This is a genomic window from Agromyces sp. ISL-38, from assembly GCF_018613935.1.
GTDB lineage: Bacteria > Actinomycetota > Actinomycetes > Actinomycetales > Microbacteriaceae > Agromyces.
The window spans coordinates 170560-191864 of record NZ_JAGGPF010000002.1; the positions used below are offsets into that span (position 1 = coordinate 170560).

General features: G+C 69.2%; 16 protein-coding genes and 1 riboswitch. Of the genes, 11 read left to right on the forward strand and 5 right to left on the reverse strand.

The features are described 5' to 3' along the window. Positions 1-37: 37 nt before the first annotated feature. Positions 38-118, reverse strand: a riboswitch (ZMP/ZTP riboswitch). Positions 119-189: 71 nt separating this feature from the next. Continuing rightward, positions 190-1530, reverse strand: a complete 1341-nt coding sequence (locus J7E25_RS03770; RefSeq protein ID WP_214868107.1) for a hypothetical protein — start codon at positions 1528-1530, stop codon at positions 190-192. Here J7E25_RS03770 and J7E25_RS03775 point away from each other — a divergent pair. The 4 genes from J7E25_RS03775 (at position 1511) to J7E25_RS03790 (ending at position 8898) form a co-directional block, all read left to right on the forward strand. Then, complete coding sequence (locus tag J7E25_RS03775; RefSeq protein WP_374196189.1) at positions 1511-4948, forward strand: OmpL47-type beta-barrel domain-containing protein; 3438 nt, start codon at positions 1511-1513, stop codon at positions 4946-4948. The two genes, J7E25_RS03770 and J7E25_RS03775, sit on opposite strands and share 20 nt — an antisense overlap. Before the next feature lie 216 nt (positions 4949-5164). After that, a complete protein-coding gene (locus J7E25_RS03780) occupies positions 5165-6766 on the forward strand; it encodes a beta-N-acetylhexosaminidase (protein ID WP_251038772.1) in 1602 nt (533 codons plus the stop codon). A 96-nt stretch (positions 6767-6862) separates the two neighbouring features. Next, entirely contained in the window at positions 6863-8389 is a 1527-nt protein-coding gene (locus J7E25_RS03785) for a beta-N-acetylhexosaminidase (RefSeq protein WP_214868112.1), read from the forward strand. 119 nt (positions 8390-8508) lie between these two features. Further along, a complete protein-coding gene (locus J7E25_RS03790; protein WP_214868114.1) occupies positions 8509-8898 on the forward strand; it encodes a VOC family protein in 390 nt (129 codons plus the stop codon). Positions 8899-8947: 49 nt separating this feature from the next. On the opposite strand, the gene J7E25_RS03795 is transcribed toward J7E25_RS03790, so the two are convergent. From J7E25_RS03795 to J7E25_RS03810, 4 genes are all read right to left on the reverse strand, one after another. After that, positions 8948-9394: a hypothetical protein gene (locus J7E25_RS03795; RefSeq protein WP_214868116.1), complete on the reverse strand. Its 447-nt coding sequence runs from the start codon at positions 9392-9394 to the stop codon at positions 8948-8950. A 267-nt stretch (positions 9395-9661) separates the two neighbouring features. After that, positions 9662-10570, reverse strand: a complete 909-nt coding sequence (locus J7E25_RS18260; RefSeq protein WP_215009329.1) for a carbohydrate ABC transporter permease — start codon at positions 10568-10570, stop codon at positions 9662-9664. Between the two features lie 3 nt (positions 10571-10573). After that, positions 10574-11584, reverse strand: a complete 1011-nt coding sequence (locus tag J7E25_RS03805) for a carbohydrate ABC transporter permease (protein WP_214868118.1) — start codon at positions 11582-11584, stop codon at positions 10574-10576. 49 nt (positions 11585-11633) lie between these two features. Further along, complete coding sequence (locus J7E25_RS03810) at positions 11634-12878, reverse strand: extracellular solute-binding protein (protein WP_214868120.1); 1245 nt, start codon at positions 12876-12878, stop codon at positions 11634-11636. Positions 12879-13289: 411 nt separating this feature from the next. Here J7E25_RS03810 and J7E25_RS03815 point away from each other — a divergent pair, with 411 nt between their 5' ends. From J7E25_RS03815 to J7E25_RS18265, 7 genes are all read left to right on the forward strand, one after another. Further along, entirely contained in the window at positions 13290-14156 is an 867-nt protein-coding gene (locus tag J7E25_RS03815) for an SIS domain-containing protein (RefSeq protein ID WP_214868181.1), read from the forward strand. Then, positions 14156-15133, forward strand: coding sequence for an ROK family protein (locus tag J7E25_RS03820; protein WP_214868121.1), 978 nt, complete (start codon positions 14156-14158; stop codon positions 15131-15133). The genes J7E25_RS03815 and J7E25_RS03820 overlap by 1 nt, the downstream gene beginning before the upstream one ends. Next, the gene (locus J7E25_RS03825; RefSeq protein ID WP_214868122.1) at positions 15130-16098 is read left to right on the forward strand and encodes a 1-phosphofructokinase family hexose kinase; all 969 of its coding nucleotides are present in this window, start codon (positions 15130-15132) and stop codon (positions 16096-16098) included. The genes J7E25_RS03820 and J7E25_RS03825 overlap by 4 nt, the downstream gene beginning before the upstream one ends. Further along, a complete protein-coding gene (locus J7E25_RS03830) occupies positions 16095-16949 on the forward strand; it encodes a class II fructose-bisphosphate aldolase (RefSeq protein WP_214868123.1) in 855 nt (284 codons plus the stop codon). Before J7E25_RS03825 ends, J7E25_RS03830 begins: the two co-directional genes overlap by 4 nt. After that, a complete protein-coding gene (locus tag J7E25_RS03835) occupies positions 16946-17734 on the forward strand; it encodes a DeoR/GlpR family DNA-binding transcription regulator (RefSeq protein ID WP_214868124.1) in 789 nt (262 codons plus the stop codon). The genes J7E25_RS03830 and J7E25_RS03835 overlap by 4 nt, the downstream gene beginning before the upstream one ends. Next, positions 17731-18888 (forward strand): N-acetylglucosamine-6-phosphate deacetylase, encoded by a 1158-nt coding sequence (nagA, locus tag J7E25_RS03840; protein ID WP_214868125.1) that lies wholly within the window; start codon positions 17731-17733, stop codon positions 18886-18888. The genes J7E25_RS03835 and nagA overlap by 4 nt, the downstream gene beginning before the upstream one ends. 342 nt (positions 18889-19230) lie before the next feature. After that, positions 19231-21291, forward strand: a complete 2061-nt coding sequence (locus J7E25_RS18265; protein WP_214868126.1) for a sigma-70 family RNA polymerase sigma factor — start codon at positions 19231-19233, stop codon at positions 21289-21291. Positions 21292-21305 lie beyond the last annotated feature (14 nt).

The window sequence follows — 21305 nt, forward strand, 5'->3', positions numbered from 1 at the left end:
TGGGGTGCTGCCTCGCGCGCGCCAGCGCCGAGGTATGCGTACCGGCCCAGGCGTGCGGTCGGTCCGTGCCAGTCGCTCCCCGATGGTATCCATCTCAACGCCAGTCGCGACGCTCGCAAGCATAGCAATGGATGCCGCGGGCGGCGGTCTCGCGCTCGCCGTCGGGCGTAACCCGGGCTTCGCCCGCGTTTAACCCCATGAACGGGGGATTGAACTGGTCTTCTCGACACAACAGACTTCGGGCGGGCACAAGTGGCGTACCCGAGCGTCGCAGTCCCCGGAGGTTTTCATGCGCGCTTCCAGCGGCAATTCGACGAGACGAGTTCGTATTCGCGAGGGCCGCACGCGCGGCTGGCTCTCCGTGATCGCGTCGGGAGCGGTTGTGGCGGCGATGCTCAGTGCAGCGCCCGCCTTCGGGTCGAGCGTGACGAGTGCGACCTTTACCGGCGGCACCGGTACCGTCTCGTCGGGCGGCACGACATACGCAAAGCAGGGTGGTGCGCTCACCCTCACGGTCGTCACGAGCAACGACACCAGGTGTGTGGATGTCGCCGGCGCGTTCACCGCGCACGACCAATCTGTCGCGACAAGGACGAGCTGGACCTTCACGACGACGGCCGGTGCGGGCGATGGCGCCCAGGCAGTGACCGTGTCTGCCTCGCCCAACGTGAGCCCACAGGGGAAATGCACCGGCCAAACCAATTCTTTGCAGGCATCGTTCACGCTCGACAACACCGGGCCTGTCGTGACCGCAGCCCTGTCACCCGCAGCAAATGCCGCGGGCTGGAATAGGGCCAACGTCGGCCTGGCCTGGTCGGCAACGGACGCCGGCTCAGGAATCGGCTCCGGCCCCACCCCCGCTTCGGACAGCGTGAACGCGAACACGAGCACCTCTGGAGTCACGAAGAACGCCACGGCGACAGACAGGCTGGGCAACAGCGGCACCGGCGCGGCGGTCGTCAAGCTCGACAAGGCGAATCCGACCATCACTGGAAGCGCTGCTCCAGCCGCGAACGCCGCAGGCTGGAACAACTCCAACGTCACGGTCTCGCTCATCTGCGCGGATGCGCTCTCCGGCATCAAGTCCTGCACTGGTGGCGGCACGGTTGTGCTCTCGACCGAGGGAGCGAACCAGTCGGTTGCCGGAACCGCGGTGGACAACGCGGACAACTCTGCGAGCGCCGGTGTCTCAGGCATCAGCATCGACAAGACTGCGCCGACCCTGACAGGCACGCCGACCACGTCGGCCAACGGAAACGGCTGGTACAAGGGCGATGTCGCGATCGGATGGTCCGGGGTCGATGCGCTGTCCGGGATCGACCCGTCGACGCAGCCCGCCAATGGCCTGATCACCGGTGAGGGCAGCGCGCTGACCACGAGCGCCTCGATTGCGGACAAGGCCGGGAACACGACGACGGCGTCGAGTGTGCCGGTGAGTGTGGATCGGACGCCTCCGGTGACGGGAGTGAGCGGGTCGTCGAATAGTTGGACGAATGAGAGTGTGACGGTGGTGTTGTCGCCGTCCGACAATTTGTCCGGAGTTGCGTCGACCTCGTATGCAGTCGATGGCGGAGCTGTGCAGAGCGGGACGAGCGTGACGCTGTCGAGCGAGGGAGATCACTCGATCTCGTTCTTCAGCACGGATGGGGCGGGCAACGTTGAGGTCGCGCAAACGGCCCATGTGAAGATCGACAAGACGGCGCCGTCGATCGGTCACTCGTTCACGCCGTTGACGTATTCGGATGGTGCGTGGTCGAACGAGGATGTGACGGTCACGTTCGCGTGTGTTGACGCTGGTTCCGGTGTTGCGTCGTGCACGACTCCGGTGACGAAGTCGTCCGAGGGTCTTTCTCAGCAGGTGACGGGCACCGCGACCGACAACGCGGGGAACTCCGCGTCGGACACGGCCGTGGTGAGTATCGACAAGACCGCGCCGACGATCTCGGCTTCGGCTGATCGGGCGGCCAACGGTGCCGGTTGGTATCGGGATGACGTGACGGTGAGCTTCTCCGCGAACGATGCCCTGTCGGGTCTTGCGTCCACGTCGCCCGCCCAAGTCGTGGGCGAGGGTGCGAACCAGTCGGCGACCGGTACCGCGACGGATGCGGCTGGGAACAGCGCGAGTGCCGGGGTGTCGGGGATCAACGTCGACACGACGGCGCCGGTCCTCACCGGGGTGTTCTCACCTGGTTGGCATACCGATGATGTGACGGTGCTCTGGTCATGCACGGATGCGATGTCTGGGGTTGCAGCGGGGCCGGTGGATGACACGGTCACGGGTGAGGGCGGCAACCTGTCGTCGTCGGCCACGTGCACGGATGTCGCCGGGAACACAGCGAGCACGACGGTGGACGGCATCCAGATCGACCGCACGGCACCGACGACCACCGCGACGGTTCCCGACCCGCTCGCGAGCGGTTGGTATGCCGATGCAGTCCTGGTCACGCTGACCGGACACGACACGCTCTCCGGCGTTGCGGCGACGCATTACACCGTCGACGGCGGTACGGCCCAGCTCTACGCCGGCGCCTTCTCGTTCAGCCAGAAGGGCACGCACACCATCGCATTCTGGAGCACGGATGCCGCCGGCAACACCGAAGACACGACCGTCAACAGCATCACGCTCAAGATCGACGACGCCCCGCCGGTGACGACGGTGATCAACCCGATCTCGCCGGCGAGTGGCTGGTTCGTCACGAGCGGCATCTCGGTTGCGTTCGACGCGAATGATGCGGAGTCCGGCATCGCGACGACCTTTTACCAGATCGACGGTGGCGATGCGCAGACGTACGGCGAGCCGTTCACCGCCGACCTCTCAACGGGGAGCCACACCATCACGTACTGGAGCGTCGACCTCGCCGGAAATGCCGAGGCGAAGCAGACCACGATCGTGAATGTCGACGATGTTGCGCCATCCATCGTCGGCGTTGCCTCACCGGCGGCGAACGGTTTCGGCTGGAACAACACGGACGTCGACGTTGCCTTCACGTGCACCGACGCCGAGTCCGGAGTCGCCGGTTGCGGCCCTGATGGAACCGTCAGCACCGAGGGAGAGAACCAGCAGGTCCAGGGCGACACGCAGGACGTCGCCGGCAACGCGAACTCGACGACCGTCGACCACATCAACATCGACAAGACCGCGCCGACCCTCGTCGGCGCGGCGATCACCGATGCCAATGGCGCCGGCTGGTACAACGGCGATGTCACGGTCGAGTGGACGGGGAACGACGCACTCTCGGGCATCGACCCGTCGACGCAACCGGCCGACAGCACGATCAGCGGCGAGGGCAATGACCTGGGCGCCTCAGCCAGCATCTTCGACAAGGCGGGGAACAAGAAGACGGCATCGGTGAGCGGAATCAACATCGACCGCACCGCGCCTCATGTCGAGGGCGGTCCGACGACGGCTCCGAATGCTGCCGGCTGGTACCGCGACCAGGTCGTGCTGGACTTCACCTGCACGGATGCACTGTCCGGGGTGGCGTCCTGCCCGACCAGCGAGGTGATCGCCGGCGACGGCGCCGACCAGGCCGTCACCAGCGACCCGGCCAGCGACAAGGCGGGCAACCTCAGCGCGGGCAAGACCGTGGGCGGCATCAACATCGATGGATCCGCCCCGAGCACGACGGCCGACAACCAGTGCACGAAGACCAACGGATGGTGCACGGGTTCGAGCGCCAACGTCGTGTTGAGCGCCACCGATCAAGCCGGACTATCCGGTGTCAAGGAGCTCCACTACAGGATCGACGGCGGTGCAGAACAGGTAGCGGCAGGTGCCACCAAGACAGTCAGCGTCCCGCTCGACGGCAGCGGCGCCGGCACCGTGCACTACTGGGCGGTCGATATCGCAGGCAACTCGGAGGCTGCGAACGCCGTGGCTCTCAAGTGGGACAACATCGCCCCGATGGTCACTCACTCCCTGTCGCCCGTGCCCAACGCGAACGACTGGAACAAGAGTGACGTCACGGTGACCTTCGATGCCAACGACGACGATGCGGGATCCGGTATTGCAGAGGTGACAACCCCCGTGACGGTGTCCACCGAGACGGACGGGCAGGTCATCGTCGGTTCGGCGACGGACACCGCAGGCAACATCGGAACCGACCCGGTCACCGTCAAGCTCGACAAAACGGCGCCGACCATCAGCGGTGCGATCGTCAGTGGCACCCAGGGCACCAACGGTTGGTACGTGGGACCTGTGACGGTTCACTTCACCTGCGCCGATGGCCGCTCCGGTGTGGCCACCTGCCCCGACAACGTGATCCTCACCGCCAACGGTGCGAATTCGGCCAGCGGAACGGTGACAGACAAGGCAGGGAACACCGCAGTTGCGACGGTATCCGGGATCAACATCGACACGGAGGCGCCCACCATCACGGGCGTCAACGTGGCCGGTGGTCTCTACACGCTCGGTGCCGTACCGGCAGCGGCCTGCGCTGCCGACGACAGCTTCTCCGGCCTGGGCGGATCGTGCGTGGTCACGATCACCGGAGGAACACCCAACGGCGTCGGTACCTTCTCCTACACCGCGAGGGCGACGGACAACGCCGGCAACGTGGAAACGGCATCGGGCGGCTACCGGGTGATCTACCGGTTCGACGGATGCCTGCAGCCGATCAATGACACCGCTCACCAGGTCGGCACATCGACGAGCATCTTCAAGGGCGGCAGCACCATCCCGGTCAAGTTCCAGCTCAAGAATGCGAGCGGCACACTCGTGCAAGCGAATACCGCACCGGTGTGGCTGACCCCCGCCAAGGGTGCCTCGATGAGCCTGCGGGTCGACGAGTCGCTGTACGCGGTGACGGCCGACAGCGGCAGCACCTACCGGGTCGAGGGAGCCCAGTACGGATACAACTGGAAGACACCGTCCGGCGGCTACTACTATCGCGTCGGCGTCACCCTGGATGACGGACAGACCTACTACGTCAGCATCGGACTGCATTAACAGGGTTCGAGGTGGCCCGGAGACATCGGTTCGGATCGAAGTCGCGAACAGCGTGCGGCGCGTTCGCGGCGTCAGCCGCCTTCCTTGAGCCGTGCCTGCGTGTGGCAGGATGGTCCCCACACCATGTTTGTTAGGGTTCCTGTCTTACTCCTTTTCGCTGCACTCGTCATGGTCGCGGCGAGCGCGTGCACTTCGACCCAAGAGAACGGAGACGCCATGGCCGGCATCATCCCCGCGCCCGTGTCGCTCGAGCTGCGCGACGACGCCACGCCGTTCCGCCTCACCGAGAGCTCCCGCCTCGTCGCGAGCGGCGAAGGCGCGGCGGCCGTCGCCGAGACGTTCGCCGGGCTCGCCCGGGCGGCCACGGGCTTCGAGCTGCCGGTCGTGGGAGGCGCGGCCGGGGCATCCGACCTCGAGTTCGTCGTCGGGATCGGTTCAGTGCCGGGTCGCGCCATCGAGGGCTATGCGCTCGAGTCGGGCGCCGACGGCGTGCGCCTTGCCGCCGACACGGCCGAGGGCCTGTTCCGGGGCACGCAGACGCTGCGGCAGCTCCTCCCTGCCGAGATCGAGCGGGCGGATGCCGCGCGCGCGCCGGCGAGCGGATGGACCGTGCCGGCGGCATCCGTCGCCGACGCCCCTCGCTTCGCCTACCGCGGCGCGATGCTCGACGTCGCCCGTCATTTCTTCGCCGTCGACGACGTGCTCGACCTCGTCGACCGGCTGGCCCTGCTGAAGCTCAACGCGCTGCACCTGCACCTCACCGACGACCAGGGCTGGCGCATCGAGATCGAGTCGTGGCCCGAGCTCACCGGCATCGGCGCGTCGACCTCGGTCGACGGCCACGGCGGCGGCTTCTACACGAAGGACGACTACCGCCGCATCGTCGAGTACGCGGCCGCGCGGTTCATCACGATCGTGCCCGAGATCGACCTGCCCGGCCACACGAACGCCGCGCTCAGCGCCTACCCCGAGCTGAACTGCGACGGCGTCGCCCCGCCGCCCTACGAGGGCACCGAGGTCGGATTCTCGTCGCTCTGCGCCTCACCCGAGCGCGAGGAGGCGACCGATCGGTTCCTCGCCGACATCACACGCGAGGTTGCCGAGATCACGCCCGGGCCGTGGCTGCACCTCGGCGGCGATGAGTCGCTCGCGACCTCCGAGGCGGACTTCCGAGACCTCGTGCGGCGGATGACGCGGGCCGGCGCCGCGACCGGCAAGACGATCATCGGATGGCACGAGATGGGGGCCTGCCGGGAACTGCGCGCCGGCACGATCGGTCAGTACTGGAGCTTCGTCGAGCCCGCGGGCGACGCCGTCTCGCTGACGAAGTCGTTCGTCGGGCAGGGCGGACGCGTCATCCTCTCCCCCGCCGATGTCGCCTATCTCGACATGAAGTACCCCGACGATCCCGAGGGGCCGCTCGGTGCCGTGCTCGGCCTCGACTGGGCGAAGGGCCCGACGAGCCTCGAGGAGGCGTACGGGTGGGAGCCCGTCGGCATCGTGCCGGGCATCGGCGAGTCCGACATCCTCGGCATCGAGGCTCCGTTGTGGACCGAGACGATCGCCACGGTGCCCGAGCTCGAGTTCATGGTGTTCCCCCGCGTCGCCGCGATCGCGGAGATCGCGTGGTCGCCGTCGGTGGCGGCCGGCGGTTCCCGCTCTGAAGTGGACTTCGCCGCTCGCCTCGCCGCGCTCGGCACGCACCTCGACACGCTCGGCGTCTCGTACCACCGGGTGGCCGGGGTGCCGTGGGCACGGCCGCTCCGAACCGGGGACGTTCCCCGCTTTCTCCCGATGACCCCGCATATACTCACCTGACACCATCGAGGGGAACTGAACACGGTGAAAAGGCGCACGGCATGGGTACTTGCGGCGATGCTCATGGCATCAGCTACGGGGTTGGCGGGAGCGGCCTTGATCGCGGCCCCACCTGCGCCCGCCATCTCGGTCGTGCCGCAACCCGTCGAGGTGATCGGAGTTCGGGGCGATGCGTTCCGTCTCGACTCCGACGCGCGGATCATGATCGACGGCGATCCACGGGAAGCGGGACCCGTCGCCCGGCAGCTCGCCGACCTGTTGCGCCCGTCAAGCGGCTTCGAGCTGCCCATCGTGCGCGGTGCGGCTGAGCCCGGAGATATCGCGCTCGTGCTCGCGGCCGACGAGGCACCCGATGGCCACGCCGCCGAGGGGTACCGGCTGAGAGCCGATGAATCGGGCGTCCGCATCGGCGCCGCCACGGCCGCGGGGCTCTCGAACGGCATGCAGTCGCTGCGACAGCTCCTGCCCGCGGCCGTCGAGGACGGACACCTGCTCTCGTATCCGCTCGAGGTCGTCGCCGTCGAGATCAACGACTATCCGCGGTTCGCCTACCGCAGCGTGATGCTCGACGTGGCCCGGCACTTCTTCTCCGTGCTCGAGGTCGAGCGATTCATCGACGAGATCGCGATGCTCAAGATCAACACCCTCCACCTGCACCTCGCGAACGACCAGGGCTGGCGGATCGAGATCGAGGGATGGCCGCTGCTCACCGAAGTGGGCGGCCTGTTCGAGGTCGATGGGAACCCCGGAGGCTTCTACACGCAGCAGGAGTTCGCCGGAATCGTCGACTACGCAGCGGAGCGGAACGTCATGATCGTGCCCGAGGCGAACATGCCCGGCCACACCCACGCAGCGCTCACCGCATACCCAGAGCTCACGTGCGACGGAGTCGCCCCGGGGCCGCACACGCTCATGGCCGGCGGTGGGAGTTCCCTCTGCCCGACCAGTGGCGAAGCGGAACGCCTGGCGGAGGACGTCATCCGGCAGCTCGCCGCGCTGGCTCCCGGCCCATACCTGCACCTCGGCGGCGACGAGGTCTCGGGATACACCGATGACGAGTACACGTACTTCATGGAGCTCACGTCGAGCATCGCCGCGGACGAGGGCAAGACCGCCATCGGCTGGCAGGAGCTCGGTGCTTCCGACGAGCTGCCCATCGGCACGATCGGTCAGTATTGGGGCTACACCGAGCCCAACGAGCAGGGCATCGAGCTCATGCAGTCCTTCCTGAATCAGGGCGGCGCCATCGTGTTGTCGCCGCCCGACGTCGCGTACCTCGATCAGGTCTATCCCGACGACGACTCGCTCGGTCTCGAATGGGCCGGCTCGAACGGCGTCGCAGACGCCTACGACTGGGATCCGGCCAGCATCTTCGAGGGCGTCGGCGATGACCAGGTGCTCGGCATCGAGGGACCGCTCTGGACCGAGACGATCGACACGATCGAGGACGTCGAGTTCATGGCGTTCCCCCGGCTCGGAGCCCTCGCCGAGATCGGATGGTCGCCCGCTCCGGGCGGAGCCCATCGCGACTTCGACGAGTTCGCCCCGCGCCTCGTCACCTTCCTCGAGCGCTTCGAGCAGCTCGGCGTGAACTTCCACCGCTCGAGCGACCTGCCCTGGTGACGACCGTGCCCCGGGCGAAACCGTCCACATCGACCTACCCGTGAACGGCGCCTCGGGCTAGGCTCCCTCGCAGGTACGGGTGTGCCGTGCCTCCGTGGAGAGATCAGGGGAGACGCACGATGTCCAGAGTGGTGCATTTCGAGATCCCGGCAGACGATCAGGGCAGAGCCAGGGACTTCTACGGCGCGGCCTTCGACTGGCAGCTCGACGTGCTGCCCGAGTTGCAGTACACGAACGTCGTCACGACGCCCGTCGACGAGCAGACCCAGCAGCCGCGCGAGCCGGGAGCGATCAACGGCGGGATGTTCGAACGAACGGGCGACCTGACGCATCCGATCATCACGGTCGACGTCGATGACATCGACGCCACGCTCGAGCGGATCGCCTCGCTCGGCGGGAGCGTCGTGCAGGCGAAGAGCGCGATACCGGGCATGGGGTACTACGGATACTTCCGCGACACCGAGGGCAATGTCCTCGGGCTCTGGACGACGGCGCCCGACGCCGCCTGATCGCGCGCGGCCCAGTGGCGGATGTGCCGCGGCATGGTCTTCGCAGCCGTCAGGAGTTGAGCTGAATCACGGTGCCCATGGCGTCCTCCGTGTAGAGGGAAGCGTCGGTGCCGAAACTGTCCACGGTTGCGACCCAGAAGTCTTCGTACAGCGCGTGAGTCTCGGTGTGCGGGTACTCGCCACCCGACTCCATGCTGTAGGAATCTCCGACCGCGCTGGCGTGGGTGAATCCGGCGGCGAGCAGCGCGGCCGCCACCGCCTCCCTGTCAGAGTCCGAGGCGATCGTGACGGATGTCGAAAGGCCTCGCTCGCTCCCGGGCAACACCCAAGTGCAGCTCACGCTCTCGTTGGCCTCGATCATTGCCTGGAGCGACGGATCGGAGGCTCCGTAGCCGCCCTGTCCCGGACCGCTCGTGTCGCCGATCGGCTCGAGTCCCCCGGCAGTGAGCGCCGCCTCAGTCGAATCCTGGAAGAGGTCATCGCAGCTGGGGAGCACCAGTTTCTCCGGCGCGGCTGGGCTCTCGCTCGCCTCTGGCGTGGAAGGACTCGGAGTGGCGGTGCGGCTGGATTCGCCCGGGACGGAAGGAGCGCAGGCGCTGAGCAGCAGGAGCGCGACGAACACGGAAATGGTGACGTGTCGCGGGCGAGCCATGGCCGATCCCTTCGACCAAACTCTAGCCCTCGATGGGAGCATGAGCCAGTGGTCCGTTGCGAGTGCGCCCGGTCGGTACGAGAAAACGGATGCCGCGGCATCCGTCACCGCCTACTTGACGCTGCCCGCCGTGAGGCCGCCGACGAGGCGCTTCTCGATGAGCATGAAGAGCACCACGACCGGGAGGATCGCCACGATCGAGACGCCGAACACGTAGTGCCAGCTCGTCTCGTATTGCCCGACGAACTTCGTCAGGGCGACCGAGAGCGGCTGGTTGCCGGCGGTCGAGAGGATCACGAGCGACGCGGCGAACTCGTTCCAGCAGGCCACGAAGGTGAACACGATCGCGGTCACGATGCCCGGCCAGACGAGCGGCAACTGGATCCGGAAGAGCACCGTGAGGCGCCCGGCGCCGTCGATCTGGGCCGCCTCGTCGATCTCTTTCGGCACGCCGGCGAAGAAGGAGTGCATGATCCACACGGCGAACGAGAGGTTGAACGCCGCGTTGACGAGGATCATCGCCGCCCACGTGTCGATGAGGTCGAGCGCCACGAACTGACGGAACAGGCCCGAGGTGAGCACCGCTGGCTGCAGCATCTGCGTCACGATCACGAGGAAGAGGAACACCATGCGGCCCGGGAAGCGGAACCGTGCCGTGTAGTACGCCGCCGGCATCGCGACGGCGAGCACGAGCAGCGTCGCGCACACTGAGATCACGATCGTCGAGACGAGGTTCTGCGGCAGCGGCGTCTCGGGTGTCGACCACATGTTGAGGTAGTTCTCCCAGTGCCACTCCGTGGGGAAGTAGGTGGGGTCGACCGAGCGGATCTGCGACTTCGTCTTGACCGAGCCGAAGAACATGATCGTGTACGGCAGCACGAACACCACGAGCACGACCAGACCGGCGAGCATGCGCGTGAGCAGTTTGCCGATCGGCACCTGGTCTTCGGTGTAGCGGCGCTTCCGAACGGATGCCGCGGGCGGCGCGATCGTCTCGAACGCGGGTGCGGTCACGGCCACGGGTCAGACCTCCTGCATGGGCTTGACGACCTTCACGTACACCGCGACGATCACGATGACGATGAGGAAGGCGACGACGGAGAGGGCGCTCGCGACGTCGACCTTGTGCTGGTTCTGGATGTACTTGAAGATCAGCGTCATGATCGTGTCGGCGTCGTAGCCGGGGATCGAACCGGTCATCACCCTGAGGATCGGCAGCGAGTTGAAGACGTTGATGATGTTGATGAGCACCGCGACGCTGAGCGCGCCGCGCAGCTGCGGCAGCACGACCCCGAAATAGGTGCGCGCGGGGCCGGCGCCGTCCATCTTGGCGGCCTCGAGCACTTCGCCTGGCACCGTCTGCAGGCCCGCGAGGATCGTGTAGGTCGTGAACGGCAGGGAGACGAAGACGGCGATCACGATCGACCAGCCGAATGCGGTGGCCGGATTTCGGGTCCAGCCATAGCCCTCGGGGGTGTCGACGAGTCCGACGTCCACGAGGAAGGTGTTGATGATGCCGAAGTACGGTTCGAGGCCGTAGTAGACGACGAGCGTCGTCATCACGACGCTCGCGGCCCACGGGATGATGACCGCGAGCCGCACGATGCGGCGGCCGGGGAAGGCCTTGTTCAGGATCTGGGCGAGCCCGAGCGAGATCACCACGGTCGCACTCACGACCGCGACGACCCACACGATCGTGCGGACGAAGATCGGCCAGAAGTACGCGAAGGAGAACACCTCGAGGTAGTTGTCGAGGCCGACGGAGCCCTTGTCGATGCCCGAGAGCGAGATGTCGCGCGTCGAGTTGAAGAACATCACGGCGGCCGGGAACAGCACGACACCGAGGATGAGCAGGAGCGCCGGGGCGATCCAGGGCAGTGCGGCCACCAGGTCTCGCCCACCCGGACGCCGTACGCCGGGGCGCCGCCCGCCCGAGCTCGACGGCTTGTCGGGCTCGACGGACAGCCCGCCGGGGCGGGGGCGGCCGGTGGCCGCCCCCGCGGAGATCTGAGACGCATCGGATGTGGTGCTCATGATTTCGGTGGTCACCGATCCCTCCGGGTGTTGCGAGCGGTTGCGCGGGCTAACCCGCGTCGACCTGGGCCTGGATCTCGGTCAGGACCTCTTGGGCGCCCTTGGTCTGGAGCTGTCCGAAGAGCGCCTTGAACGCGCCATCCGTCGCCTGCCAGTCGGGGTTGGTGCTCGGGTAGAACATCGCATCGGGCAGCACTTCGAGGAACGGCTTGAGCGCCTCCTCGCCGGCGAGCGCCTCGGCGCCCGACTTGGTGGTGGGCAGGAAGCCCTCGGTCTGCACCCACGGCACGTAGACGTCGGAGGTGAAGTAGTAGTCGAAGAACTTCGTGATCGCCTCCTGCTTGTCGCCGTCGTTCGTGAACGCCATGAGCTGGTCGGCGACGCCGACGGTCATGGGGCTGCCGTCTTGCGTGGGAATCGGCACGATCGAGTAGTCGAGGTCGGGGTTGCCCTCCTCGATCTGTCCGACGGTCGGCGGAAGGCCGACCTGCATGCCGATCTTGCCCTGGATGAAGATGTCCATGAGCGGCGAACGGTCGGTCGACCCCGGGTCGGCCTGGGTCGCGCCCGCGTCGATCATCTTCTTGATCTGCTCGGCGCCCGGCAGGTTCGACGGGTCGTCGACGGTGATCGCCTCGGCGTCGCCGAAGGTGCCGCCGCCGCCCCAGAGCCACACGGCCGCCTCGGCCTGCGCCTCTTCGGAGCCGAGCGGCATGCCGTAACCGGCGATGCCGCCGCCGAGCGCCGAGACCTTCGTCGCGGCGTCGAGGAGTTCGTCCCAGGTCTTCGGCGGCGCGGCCACGCCGGCCTGTTCGAGCAGCGCGTTGTTCACGAACAGTGCGCGAGCCGAGGCGATGAGCGGCAGTGCGTAGGTGACGCCGTCGACCTGCTCGTTGGCGATGAAGGAGTCCTGGAAGTCGGAGAACGTCTCGGGTGAGACGACGTCTTCAGCCTCGTAGAGCAAGCCGTCGGCGGCGAAGCCGGCGAAGGGGCCGCCGTTGTAGATGTCCGGCGCTTCACCGCCCTGGATCTTCGTCGTGATCACGCTTTCGAGGTTGTCCCACGACTCCACCTGGAGGTCGACGGCGATGTCGGGGTTCTCCTTCTCGAAGCCCTCGATGACGTCTTCCCAGAGTCCCTGGGTGTTGTCGGAGTAACTCGGGACGAGCATGTCGATGGTGGTCTTGCCATCTGCCTCGTCGCCGGAACCTCCGCCGAATCCGCATGATGCCAGCGTGAGCGACGCGGTGGCCGCAAGGGCGATCGCCGAGCCGAACCGGAGTGACTTCTTCATTCGTGCTTCCTCACTCTTGGTGGATAGGGCACCTGGCGTAACTGGGGCCTCGCGCCACGGTGCGTGCGTCCGGAAACTCAAATCGAGCAGGCCGAAGTGATGCTTCCTGACGGATTCGATCACAAAACGATCAATTCCGTTCAGTGGACGCAGGAAACGTACGACGGATGCCACACGCCCGTCAAGACGGGAAACGCATTTGTTACCGGAATTTGTTCAGATTCCTCACAAACGGAGAATTTTGCCGCATTTTTCCACAATGATCGCCTTAGTGATCGATGGACAGGTGGAACAGTCATCTGCAATCATTGAATCGTCATACCGCCCGCGACACCCCGCGGGTGGGCTTCCCAGCACCCTGGAGCACCGATCGTGAGCACACCGCAGTCCCCCACCGCCCCCGGCCTGCACATGGCCGCGGAACTCGCCTCGCAGCCCGAGACCTGGGCGCGCGCCGCCGAGCTGCACGACGAGCAGGCACTGCTCCCGGGCCCCGGGTCACGGGTCGCCGTCGTCGGGTGCGGCACCTCGTGGTTCATCGCGCAGTCGTACGCGTGGCTCCGCGAAGCGAGCGGACACGGTGAGACCGATGCCTTCGCGGCATCCGAGGCCTTCGTCGACCGCGGCTACGACGCCGTCGTGGCACTCACCCGATCGGGTACGACCACCGAGGTGCTGCAGCTCGTCGATGGGCTGCGCGGCCGGGTGCGAACGATCGGCGTCATCGGCGATGCCGCATCACCGCTCGTCGACCTCGTCGACGAGGCCGTGACGCTCCCTTTCGCCGACGAGCAGTCGGTCGTGCAGACCCGCTTCGCCACGACCGCGCTCGCACTGTTCCGGGCTTCGCTCGGCGAGCGCCTCGACGGGCCCATCGCCGACGCGGAGCGTGCGATCGCCGAGGAGCTCGACCCCCGGCTCACGAAGGCCGAGCAGTACACCTTCCTCGGCCACGGCTGGGCGGTGGGCCTCGCCCATGAGGCCGCCCTGAAGATGCGCGAGGCGTCGCAGTCGTGGACCGAGTCGTACCCGTCGATGGAGTACCGGCACGGCCCGATCTCGATCGCCGCCCCTGGTCGCGTGACCTGGCACCTCGGCGAGGCGCCCGAGGGCCTCGATGCCGAGGTCGCCGCGACCGGTGCCCACTTCGAGTCCGGCTCGCTCGACCCGATGGCGGAGCTCGTTCGCGCCCAGCGCGTCGCACTCGCGCGGGCCCGCGCCCGGGGGCTCGACCCCGACGAGCCGCGCAACCTCACCCGTTCCGTCATTCTCGCCTGATGCCCGAGACGACCACTCGGGCCGCAGCGCAGCCGCTCGGCGCGGGCGACGCCGTGCTCGCATTCGACGTGGGCGGCACCGACACCAAGTCGGCGCTCATCGACGCGAACGGCACCGTGCTGGGCCTGCGCCGCACCCCGACCCCGCGAGACCCGGCCGACCCTGCCGGCGCGATCGTCGCCGCGCTTGCCGGCCTCGCCCGCGAGCACCTCGCCGAAGCGCCCGGCGCGCGAGTCGCGACCGCGGGCGTGAGCGTGCCCGGCCTCGTCGACGAGCGCACCGGCGTCGGCATCTTCGCCAGCAACCTCGGCTGGCGCGACGCGCCGCTCCGCTCGCTCGCGGAAGACGCGATGCAGCTTCCCGTCGCGTTCGGCCACGACGTGCGAGCCGCAGGCGACGCCGAGCACCGCCTCGGCGCTGCACGCGGCTACGGCGACGTCGTCGTGCTCGCGATCGGCACGGGCATCGCGGGCTCGATCGTGCTCGGCGGGCACCCCTACTCCGGCGGCGGTTTCGCGGGCGAGCTCGGACACGCGCTGAGCGACCCGCGCGGCGAGCGCTGCGCGTGCGGTGCGGTCGGATGCCTCGAGACGATCGCCTCAGCGGGCGCGATCGCCCGCCGCTACACCGCGGCATCCGGCACCGCCGTCACCGGCGCCCGCGACGTGCTCACCGCGGCGAGCGCGGGTGACCCGCTGGCCAGGCAGGTGTGGGACGACGCCATCGAGGCGCTCGCCGAGCAGCTCGCGCGGCTCGTCGCGATCCTCGCCCCCGAGGCGGTCGTGATCGGCGGCGGCTTGGCCGAGGCCGGTCCCGCCCTCTTCACGCCGCTGGGCGAACGACTCGACGGGTTGCTGAGCTTCCACCGCCGGCCAGCACTCGTGCAGGCGCAGCTCGGCGACGACGCAGGCCTGCTCGGCACCGCCCTCGCGGCGCGCGACCTCGCCGCGGCCCTCGAGGCGGGCGGCGCGCCGTGATCCTCACCGTCACCCCGAACCCCGCGCTCGACCTCACGTGGCACGTCGACCGGCTCACCCCGGGGGCGACGCACCGGGTGCCCGCCGCAGCCGCGCGCGCGGGCGGCAAGGGCGTGAACGTGGCCCGGGTCCTGCACGGCCAGCACGTCGAGGTGCTCGCACTCGCCACGAGCGGCGGCGCGACGGGCGCCGAGTTCGCGAGCGAGCTCGACTCGAGTGGCATCCCGCATCACCTCGTGCCGATCGGCGGCGCAACCCGCCGCAGCATCGCGATCGTCGATGACGAGCGCGGCGAGACGGCGATCCTCAACGAGCACGGCGCACCGCTCGACGCCGCCGAGTCGCGTGCCCTGCTCGAGGCGGCATCGCGCCTCGGGCGTCGGTCCCGCGTCGTGGCGATCTGCGGGAGCCTGCCGCCCGGCGTCTCCCCCGACGCGCTCGATGCGCTCGTCGGGGGCCTCGTGGCCGCGGGTGCGCGCGTCGTCGTCGACACGAGCGGTCCGGGCCTCCTCGCCGCCGCGAGGGCCGGCGCACACGCCCTCAAGCCGAACCGCGACGAACTCGAAGCGGCAACGGGGCACGCCGACCCGGTCAGCGGAGCGCGAGCGCTCCTCGATCTCGGGGCGGGCCTCGTCGTCGTCTCGCTCGGCGCCGAAGGGCTCATCTCCGTCAGCCGAGCGGATGGCGCGGGCGGTCTCAGTGCGCGGCTGCCCCGAGTGCTCCACGGCAACGCCACGGGGGCGGGCGACGCACTCGTCGCCGCGATCGCGGCAGCCCTCGCCGACACCCCCGATCTGTTCGCCGAGACGGATGCCGCCGACGACGCGCGCTCACGCCTGGCTCGCCGAGCCGTGGCCTGGTCTGCGTCGGCCGTGCTCATGCCGCTCGCGGGCGAGCTCTCCGCCGAGCGCGAGGCCCTCGAGGCCGAGGTCGTCGTCGAAGCGATCTCCGAGGAGCACGCATGACGCTCACGCCAACCCGCGAGCTCCTCGACTCGGCCTTCGCCGCAGGGCGAGGTGTCGGCGCCTTCAACGTGCTGCATCTCGAGACGGCCGAGGCCCTCGCCTCGGCGGCCGAGTCCGCGGGCCATCCCGTCATCCTGCAGCTCTCGGAGAACTGCGTCCGCTACCACGGCGGGCTCGAGCCGATCGCCCTGGCGACGCTCGCGGTGGCCGAGGCGTCGAGCGCCGACATCGCGGTGCACCTCGACCACGCGGAGGACCCCGCCCTCGCGCTCCGGGCGATCGAGCTCGGCTTCGGCTCGGTCATGTACGACGGGTCGAAGCTCGACTTCGCCGAGAACGTGGCGGCGACTCGCCTCGTCGTGAAGCGCGCCTCCGCCGCAGGCGTGCTCGTCGAGGCCGAGCTCGGCGAGATCGGCGGCAAGAACGGCGCGCACGCGCCGGGAGTGCGAACCGATCCCGACGAGGCGGCGCGCTTCGTCGCGGCGACCGGCGTCGAGGCGCTCGCGGTCGCGGTCGGCTCGCAGCACGCGATGACGGAGCGGGTCGCCGCGATCGACCTCGACCTCATCTCGCGCCTGCGGGCAGCGGTGCCGGTCCCGCTCGTGCTCCACGGGTCATCCGGTGTTCCCGACGAGGCGATCGTGGCGGGCATCCGCGCCGGCGTCACGAAGGTCAACGTGTCGACCCACCTGAACACCCGCTTCACGGGCGCGGTTCGCCGGTACCTCAACGAGCACCCCACGGTCGTAGACTCGCGAACGTATATCGCGGAGGGCCGAATCGCCGTCGAGCATGAAGCGGCCCGGCTGCTCCTGCTCCTCGCCGCGGCCGGGAAGGAGCAGCACGCATGAACCGCGCAGAACGACTTGGCGCCGTGCTCGACCTGCTCGCCGAAGACGGGCAGCTCGAGGTCGACACGATCGTGGAGCGGCTCGGGGTCTCGCCGGCCACGGCACGTCGTGACCTCGACGCCCTCGCGCAGCAGCAACTGCTCACCCGCACTCGCGGCGGCGCAGTGGCCCATTCCGTGGCCTACGACCTGCCGATCCGCTACAAGAACCAGCAGAACCCCGAGGCCAAGGCGGCGATCGCGCGTGCTGCGAGCGCCCTCGTGCCGCGCGGCGCCGTGATCGGGCTCTGCGGCGGCACGACGGCGACGGCCATAGCCGACGCGCTCATGTCGCGTGCCGACATCATGGAGCCGGCACCCGACCCGAGCCTCACGGTCGTGACGAACGCGATCAACATCGCGATGCAGCTCGCGATGCGCCCCCAGATCAAGACGGTCGTCACGGGCGGCGTCGTGCACGCCCGCTCCTACGAGCTCGTCGGCTCGTATGCCGACGCGGTGCTCGCGAGCGTGACCCTCGATTTCGCGTTCATCGGGGTCAACGGCATCGATGCGAACGTCGGCCCGACCTCGCACGACGAGCGCGAGGCGGCAGTGAACGCGCTCATGGCCGCCCGCGCGACCAACGCCGTGCTCGTCGCGGACTCGAGCAAGATCGACAAGCGCGCGTTCGCGGCGATCGGCGCGCCGCGGCTGTTCACGACGCTCATCACCGACGCCGGGGCCACCGAGGAGCAGCGCGAACGCCTCGCCGACCGCGGCTACGACGTTATCGTTGCGAAGTGAGCACTTCCCAGGCCGTCATCCACTCCGCGCGCCTCGTGAGCGGTGCCGACACCGTCGCCGATGCGTGGGTGCGATTCGAGGGCGACCGCATCGCGGCGCGCGGCATCGGCGATTCGTGGCGTGACGAGCTCTCCGCTGGGGCCGACGTGACGGATGCCGCGGGCCGCTTCCTCGTTCCGGGATTCATCGATCTCCACTGCCACGGCGCCGGCGGGGCGTCGGTCGACGAGGGCGAGGCGGCCATCGAGACAGTGCTCGCCGTGCATAACGCCCACGGCACCACCCGCTCGGTGCTCTCGCTCGTGACGGCCCCGATCGACCGACTCGCGACCCAGCTCGAGGCGATCGCGCGGGTCGCCGTGACCGACCCGCGCGTGCTCGGCGCTCACCTCGAGGGTCCGTTCCTCGACGCGGAGTTCCGTGGGGCGCATGACCCGGGCATGCTGCGCACGGCGGATGCGGCATCCGTCGACCTGCTCCTCGAAGCCGCGGGCGGCACGCTTCGGCAGGTCACCCTCGCCCCTGAGCGAGAGGGAGCGGCCGAGGCGATCGCCCGGTTCACCGACGCCGGGGTCGTCGTCGCCGTGGGGCACACCGGCGCCGACTTCGAGACGGCGCTCGCGGCGTTCGAGGCCGGGGCGAGCATGCTCACACATGCCTTCAACGGCATGCGCGGCATCCACCATCGTGCTCCCGGTCCGGTCGTGGCGGCGATGCGCGCCGATCACGTGACCCTCGAGATCATCAACGACGGCGTGCACGTGCATCCCGACATCGTGCGCCTCGCGTTCGCGGGCGCGCCGGGGCGGGTGGCGCTCGTGAGCGATGCGATGGCGGCGACCGGCTCGGCCGACGGCGACTACATCCTCGGCTCGCTCGACGTCGTGGTGGCGGGCGGCGTCGCCCGGCTGCGCGACGGAGGCTCGATCGCGGGGTCGACGCTCACGCAGGACCAGGCGCTGCGCCGCGCCGTCGTCGACAGCGGAATCCCACTCGAGGAGGCGGTCGGTGCGCTGACGGTCGCCCCCGCCGCGGCGATCGGCCGTGCGCTGGACCTCGGCCGCCTCGAGCCGGGGTATGCCGCCGATGCCGTGCTGCTCGGCGACGAGCTCGGCGTCGAGGCCGTGTGGAGCGCCGGGAACCGACTCGTCTGAACGCCTCGCGGCTCTTGGTGCACCTGTGGCGGGGCTCGGAGACGTGTTCCCCATCGCCTCCGAACCCCCGCCCGGTCGATCGGTCGCCTCGACCCCCGACGCGACCGATCAGGCGCCGGCTCCGCCGGCATCCGTCTCGGGGTTCGGGTCTCCTGAGACGGTGGTGCACGAGGGCCTGAATTGCCTCCCTCACCCTGAGAGATGTCGAGCTACGCGATCTATGACGCGGGTTCCGAAGAAATCTGGTGGAATGGGTCCACCCGGCGAGCGCGTCATGAATCGCCGATCGAAGCGTCTCTCCTATGAGACGCCTTTTGTTCGCCCGAAACCGAAGGAGGCGGTGTGCCCCCCGTACGCACCGACCAGGCTGCCGACCAGGCGCTCATCGAGCGCACGCGCCGCGGCGAACGCTCGGCGTACGCGGAACTCTGGCGGCGCCACTCGGCATCGGCCCGCACGGTCGCGCGCTCCTACAGCTCGCTCGACCCCGACGATCTCGTCGCGGAGTCCTTCACGAAGATCTACGATGCGATCCTCGCGGGCGGCGGGCCGAGAGGCGCGTTCCGCCCCTACCTCTTCACGACGATCCGCAACACCGCGGCCGGGTGGGGCCGTGCCCGGCATGAGACGAACCTCGAGACGCTCGAGTCATTCGAAGACCCCTCCTCGAGCGAATCGGCGACCCTCGACGCCCTCGACCGCTCGACGACCGCCCAGGCCTTCCGCTCCCTCCCCACCCGCTGGCAGGAGGTGCTCTGGTACTCCGAGGTCGAGAACATGACCCCGCAGCAGATCGCGCCGATCGTCGGCATGAGCGCGAACAGCACTGCCGCCCTCGCCTACCGGGCCCGCGAGGGACTGCGACAGGCATGGATCCAGGCACACTTGCGCAACGCGGCAGCAGAGCCCGAGTGCCAGTGGAGCATCGATCGGCTCGGCGGGTACACGCGCGGCAGGCTCCGCGCGCGCGAGACGGCACGGCTCGAAGCCCACCTCGACGACTGCGCACGCTGCACCATCGTCGCCGCCGAAGCGAGAGAGGTCGGGTCGCGTCTCGCGCTCGTGCTGCTGCCGCTCGCAGCCGGGATCGGCGGCGCGACGGCGTACTCCGCCTGGTTGTCCCAGGGCGCGCCCGTGGTGAACGTCGCACTCGGTGGAGCGGGAATGCCGGCCGTCATCACGGGCGCCGGTGGCGCTTCCGGCAGCGGAAGCGGTGCCGCGGGTGCCGGGAGCGGTGCCGGAGCTTCCGCTACGGGGGCCACCGTGGCGGGTGCCGCCGGCGGCAGCGGCCTCGCGATCGGCGTGGGCGCCGGAGCGCTCGCACTCGCAGCGGTGGCGGTCGCCGCGGTCATCGTCGTGCCGGCGATCTCGGCCGCCAACCAGACGACGCCTCCGGCCGTGGTGGCACAGGTCGAGTCGGAGTCGTCCAACATCGCCGACGCTCCGGATGCCGCAGCGCCGGTGCTCCCCGAGCCGCAGCCGCCGCTCGAGCCGTTGCCGACTCCCGCGCCGGTCACGGATCCCGAGCCCGTCGCGCCCGACCCCGGGCCGGGCACGGTCGTGCCCGCTCCCGTGCCCGCTCCGAGTCCGGCGCCGGGTCCGGCCCCAGGCCCTGCACCGAGCACCGCACCGAGCCCGTCGCCGAGCCCCGCGCCAGAGCCCGATACCGAGCCGGTACCGGATCCCACACCCGACCCCACGCCCGATCCCGAACCCGTACCGGATCCCACGCCCGATCCCGCCCCCGACCCCGAACCCGACCCAGAGCCCGTCGACACCGAGGCGCTCCCCCCGGCGATCCTGAACGTCGACACGGCGGGCGGCCTCGTCTTCCCGATCATCACGGGAACGGCCGAGTCCGGGGCACGGGTGCTCATCGAGTCGGCCGACAGCGACCGGCTCGTCACGGCGGATGCGACCTCCGGCGACTGGCTCGTCACGGCCGATGCGACCTCCGGCGACTGGCGCATCGAGATCACGGGCCTGCGCGCGGGCGCGACCACCCTGCTCGTGACCCAGACCGACCTCGCGGGCAACCGCTCCGAGAGCACGCAGGTCCCGGTGTCGCTCGCCAGCCCGTCGATGGCGGTGCGCAGCTCGTCGATCCTCTTCAGCCGCGCCGACTTCGAGGGGGTGCCGTCGACGGGCATCGAGGTGCTCATCGACGGGCGTCCGTGGTTCACGCGCACCCTCGACCGCCGCGGGGATGCACGGGTGTGGATCGTCCCGGCCCTCGATCGCTCGCGACCGGTGGAGGTGCGCTACTCGGTCGGCACACGCGTTGGGCCGACCGCGGCTGCGATCTTCCCCGGAACCGACGACGACATTCTCGGCGGGCTGCCGGGCGCCATCCCCAACGGGCTCGACGCGGTCTCGGTGCCTCCGGTGGTCGACGCGGACTGAGCGCGCTCGCGCAG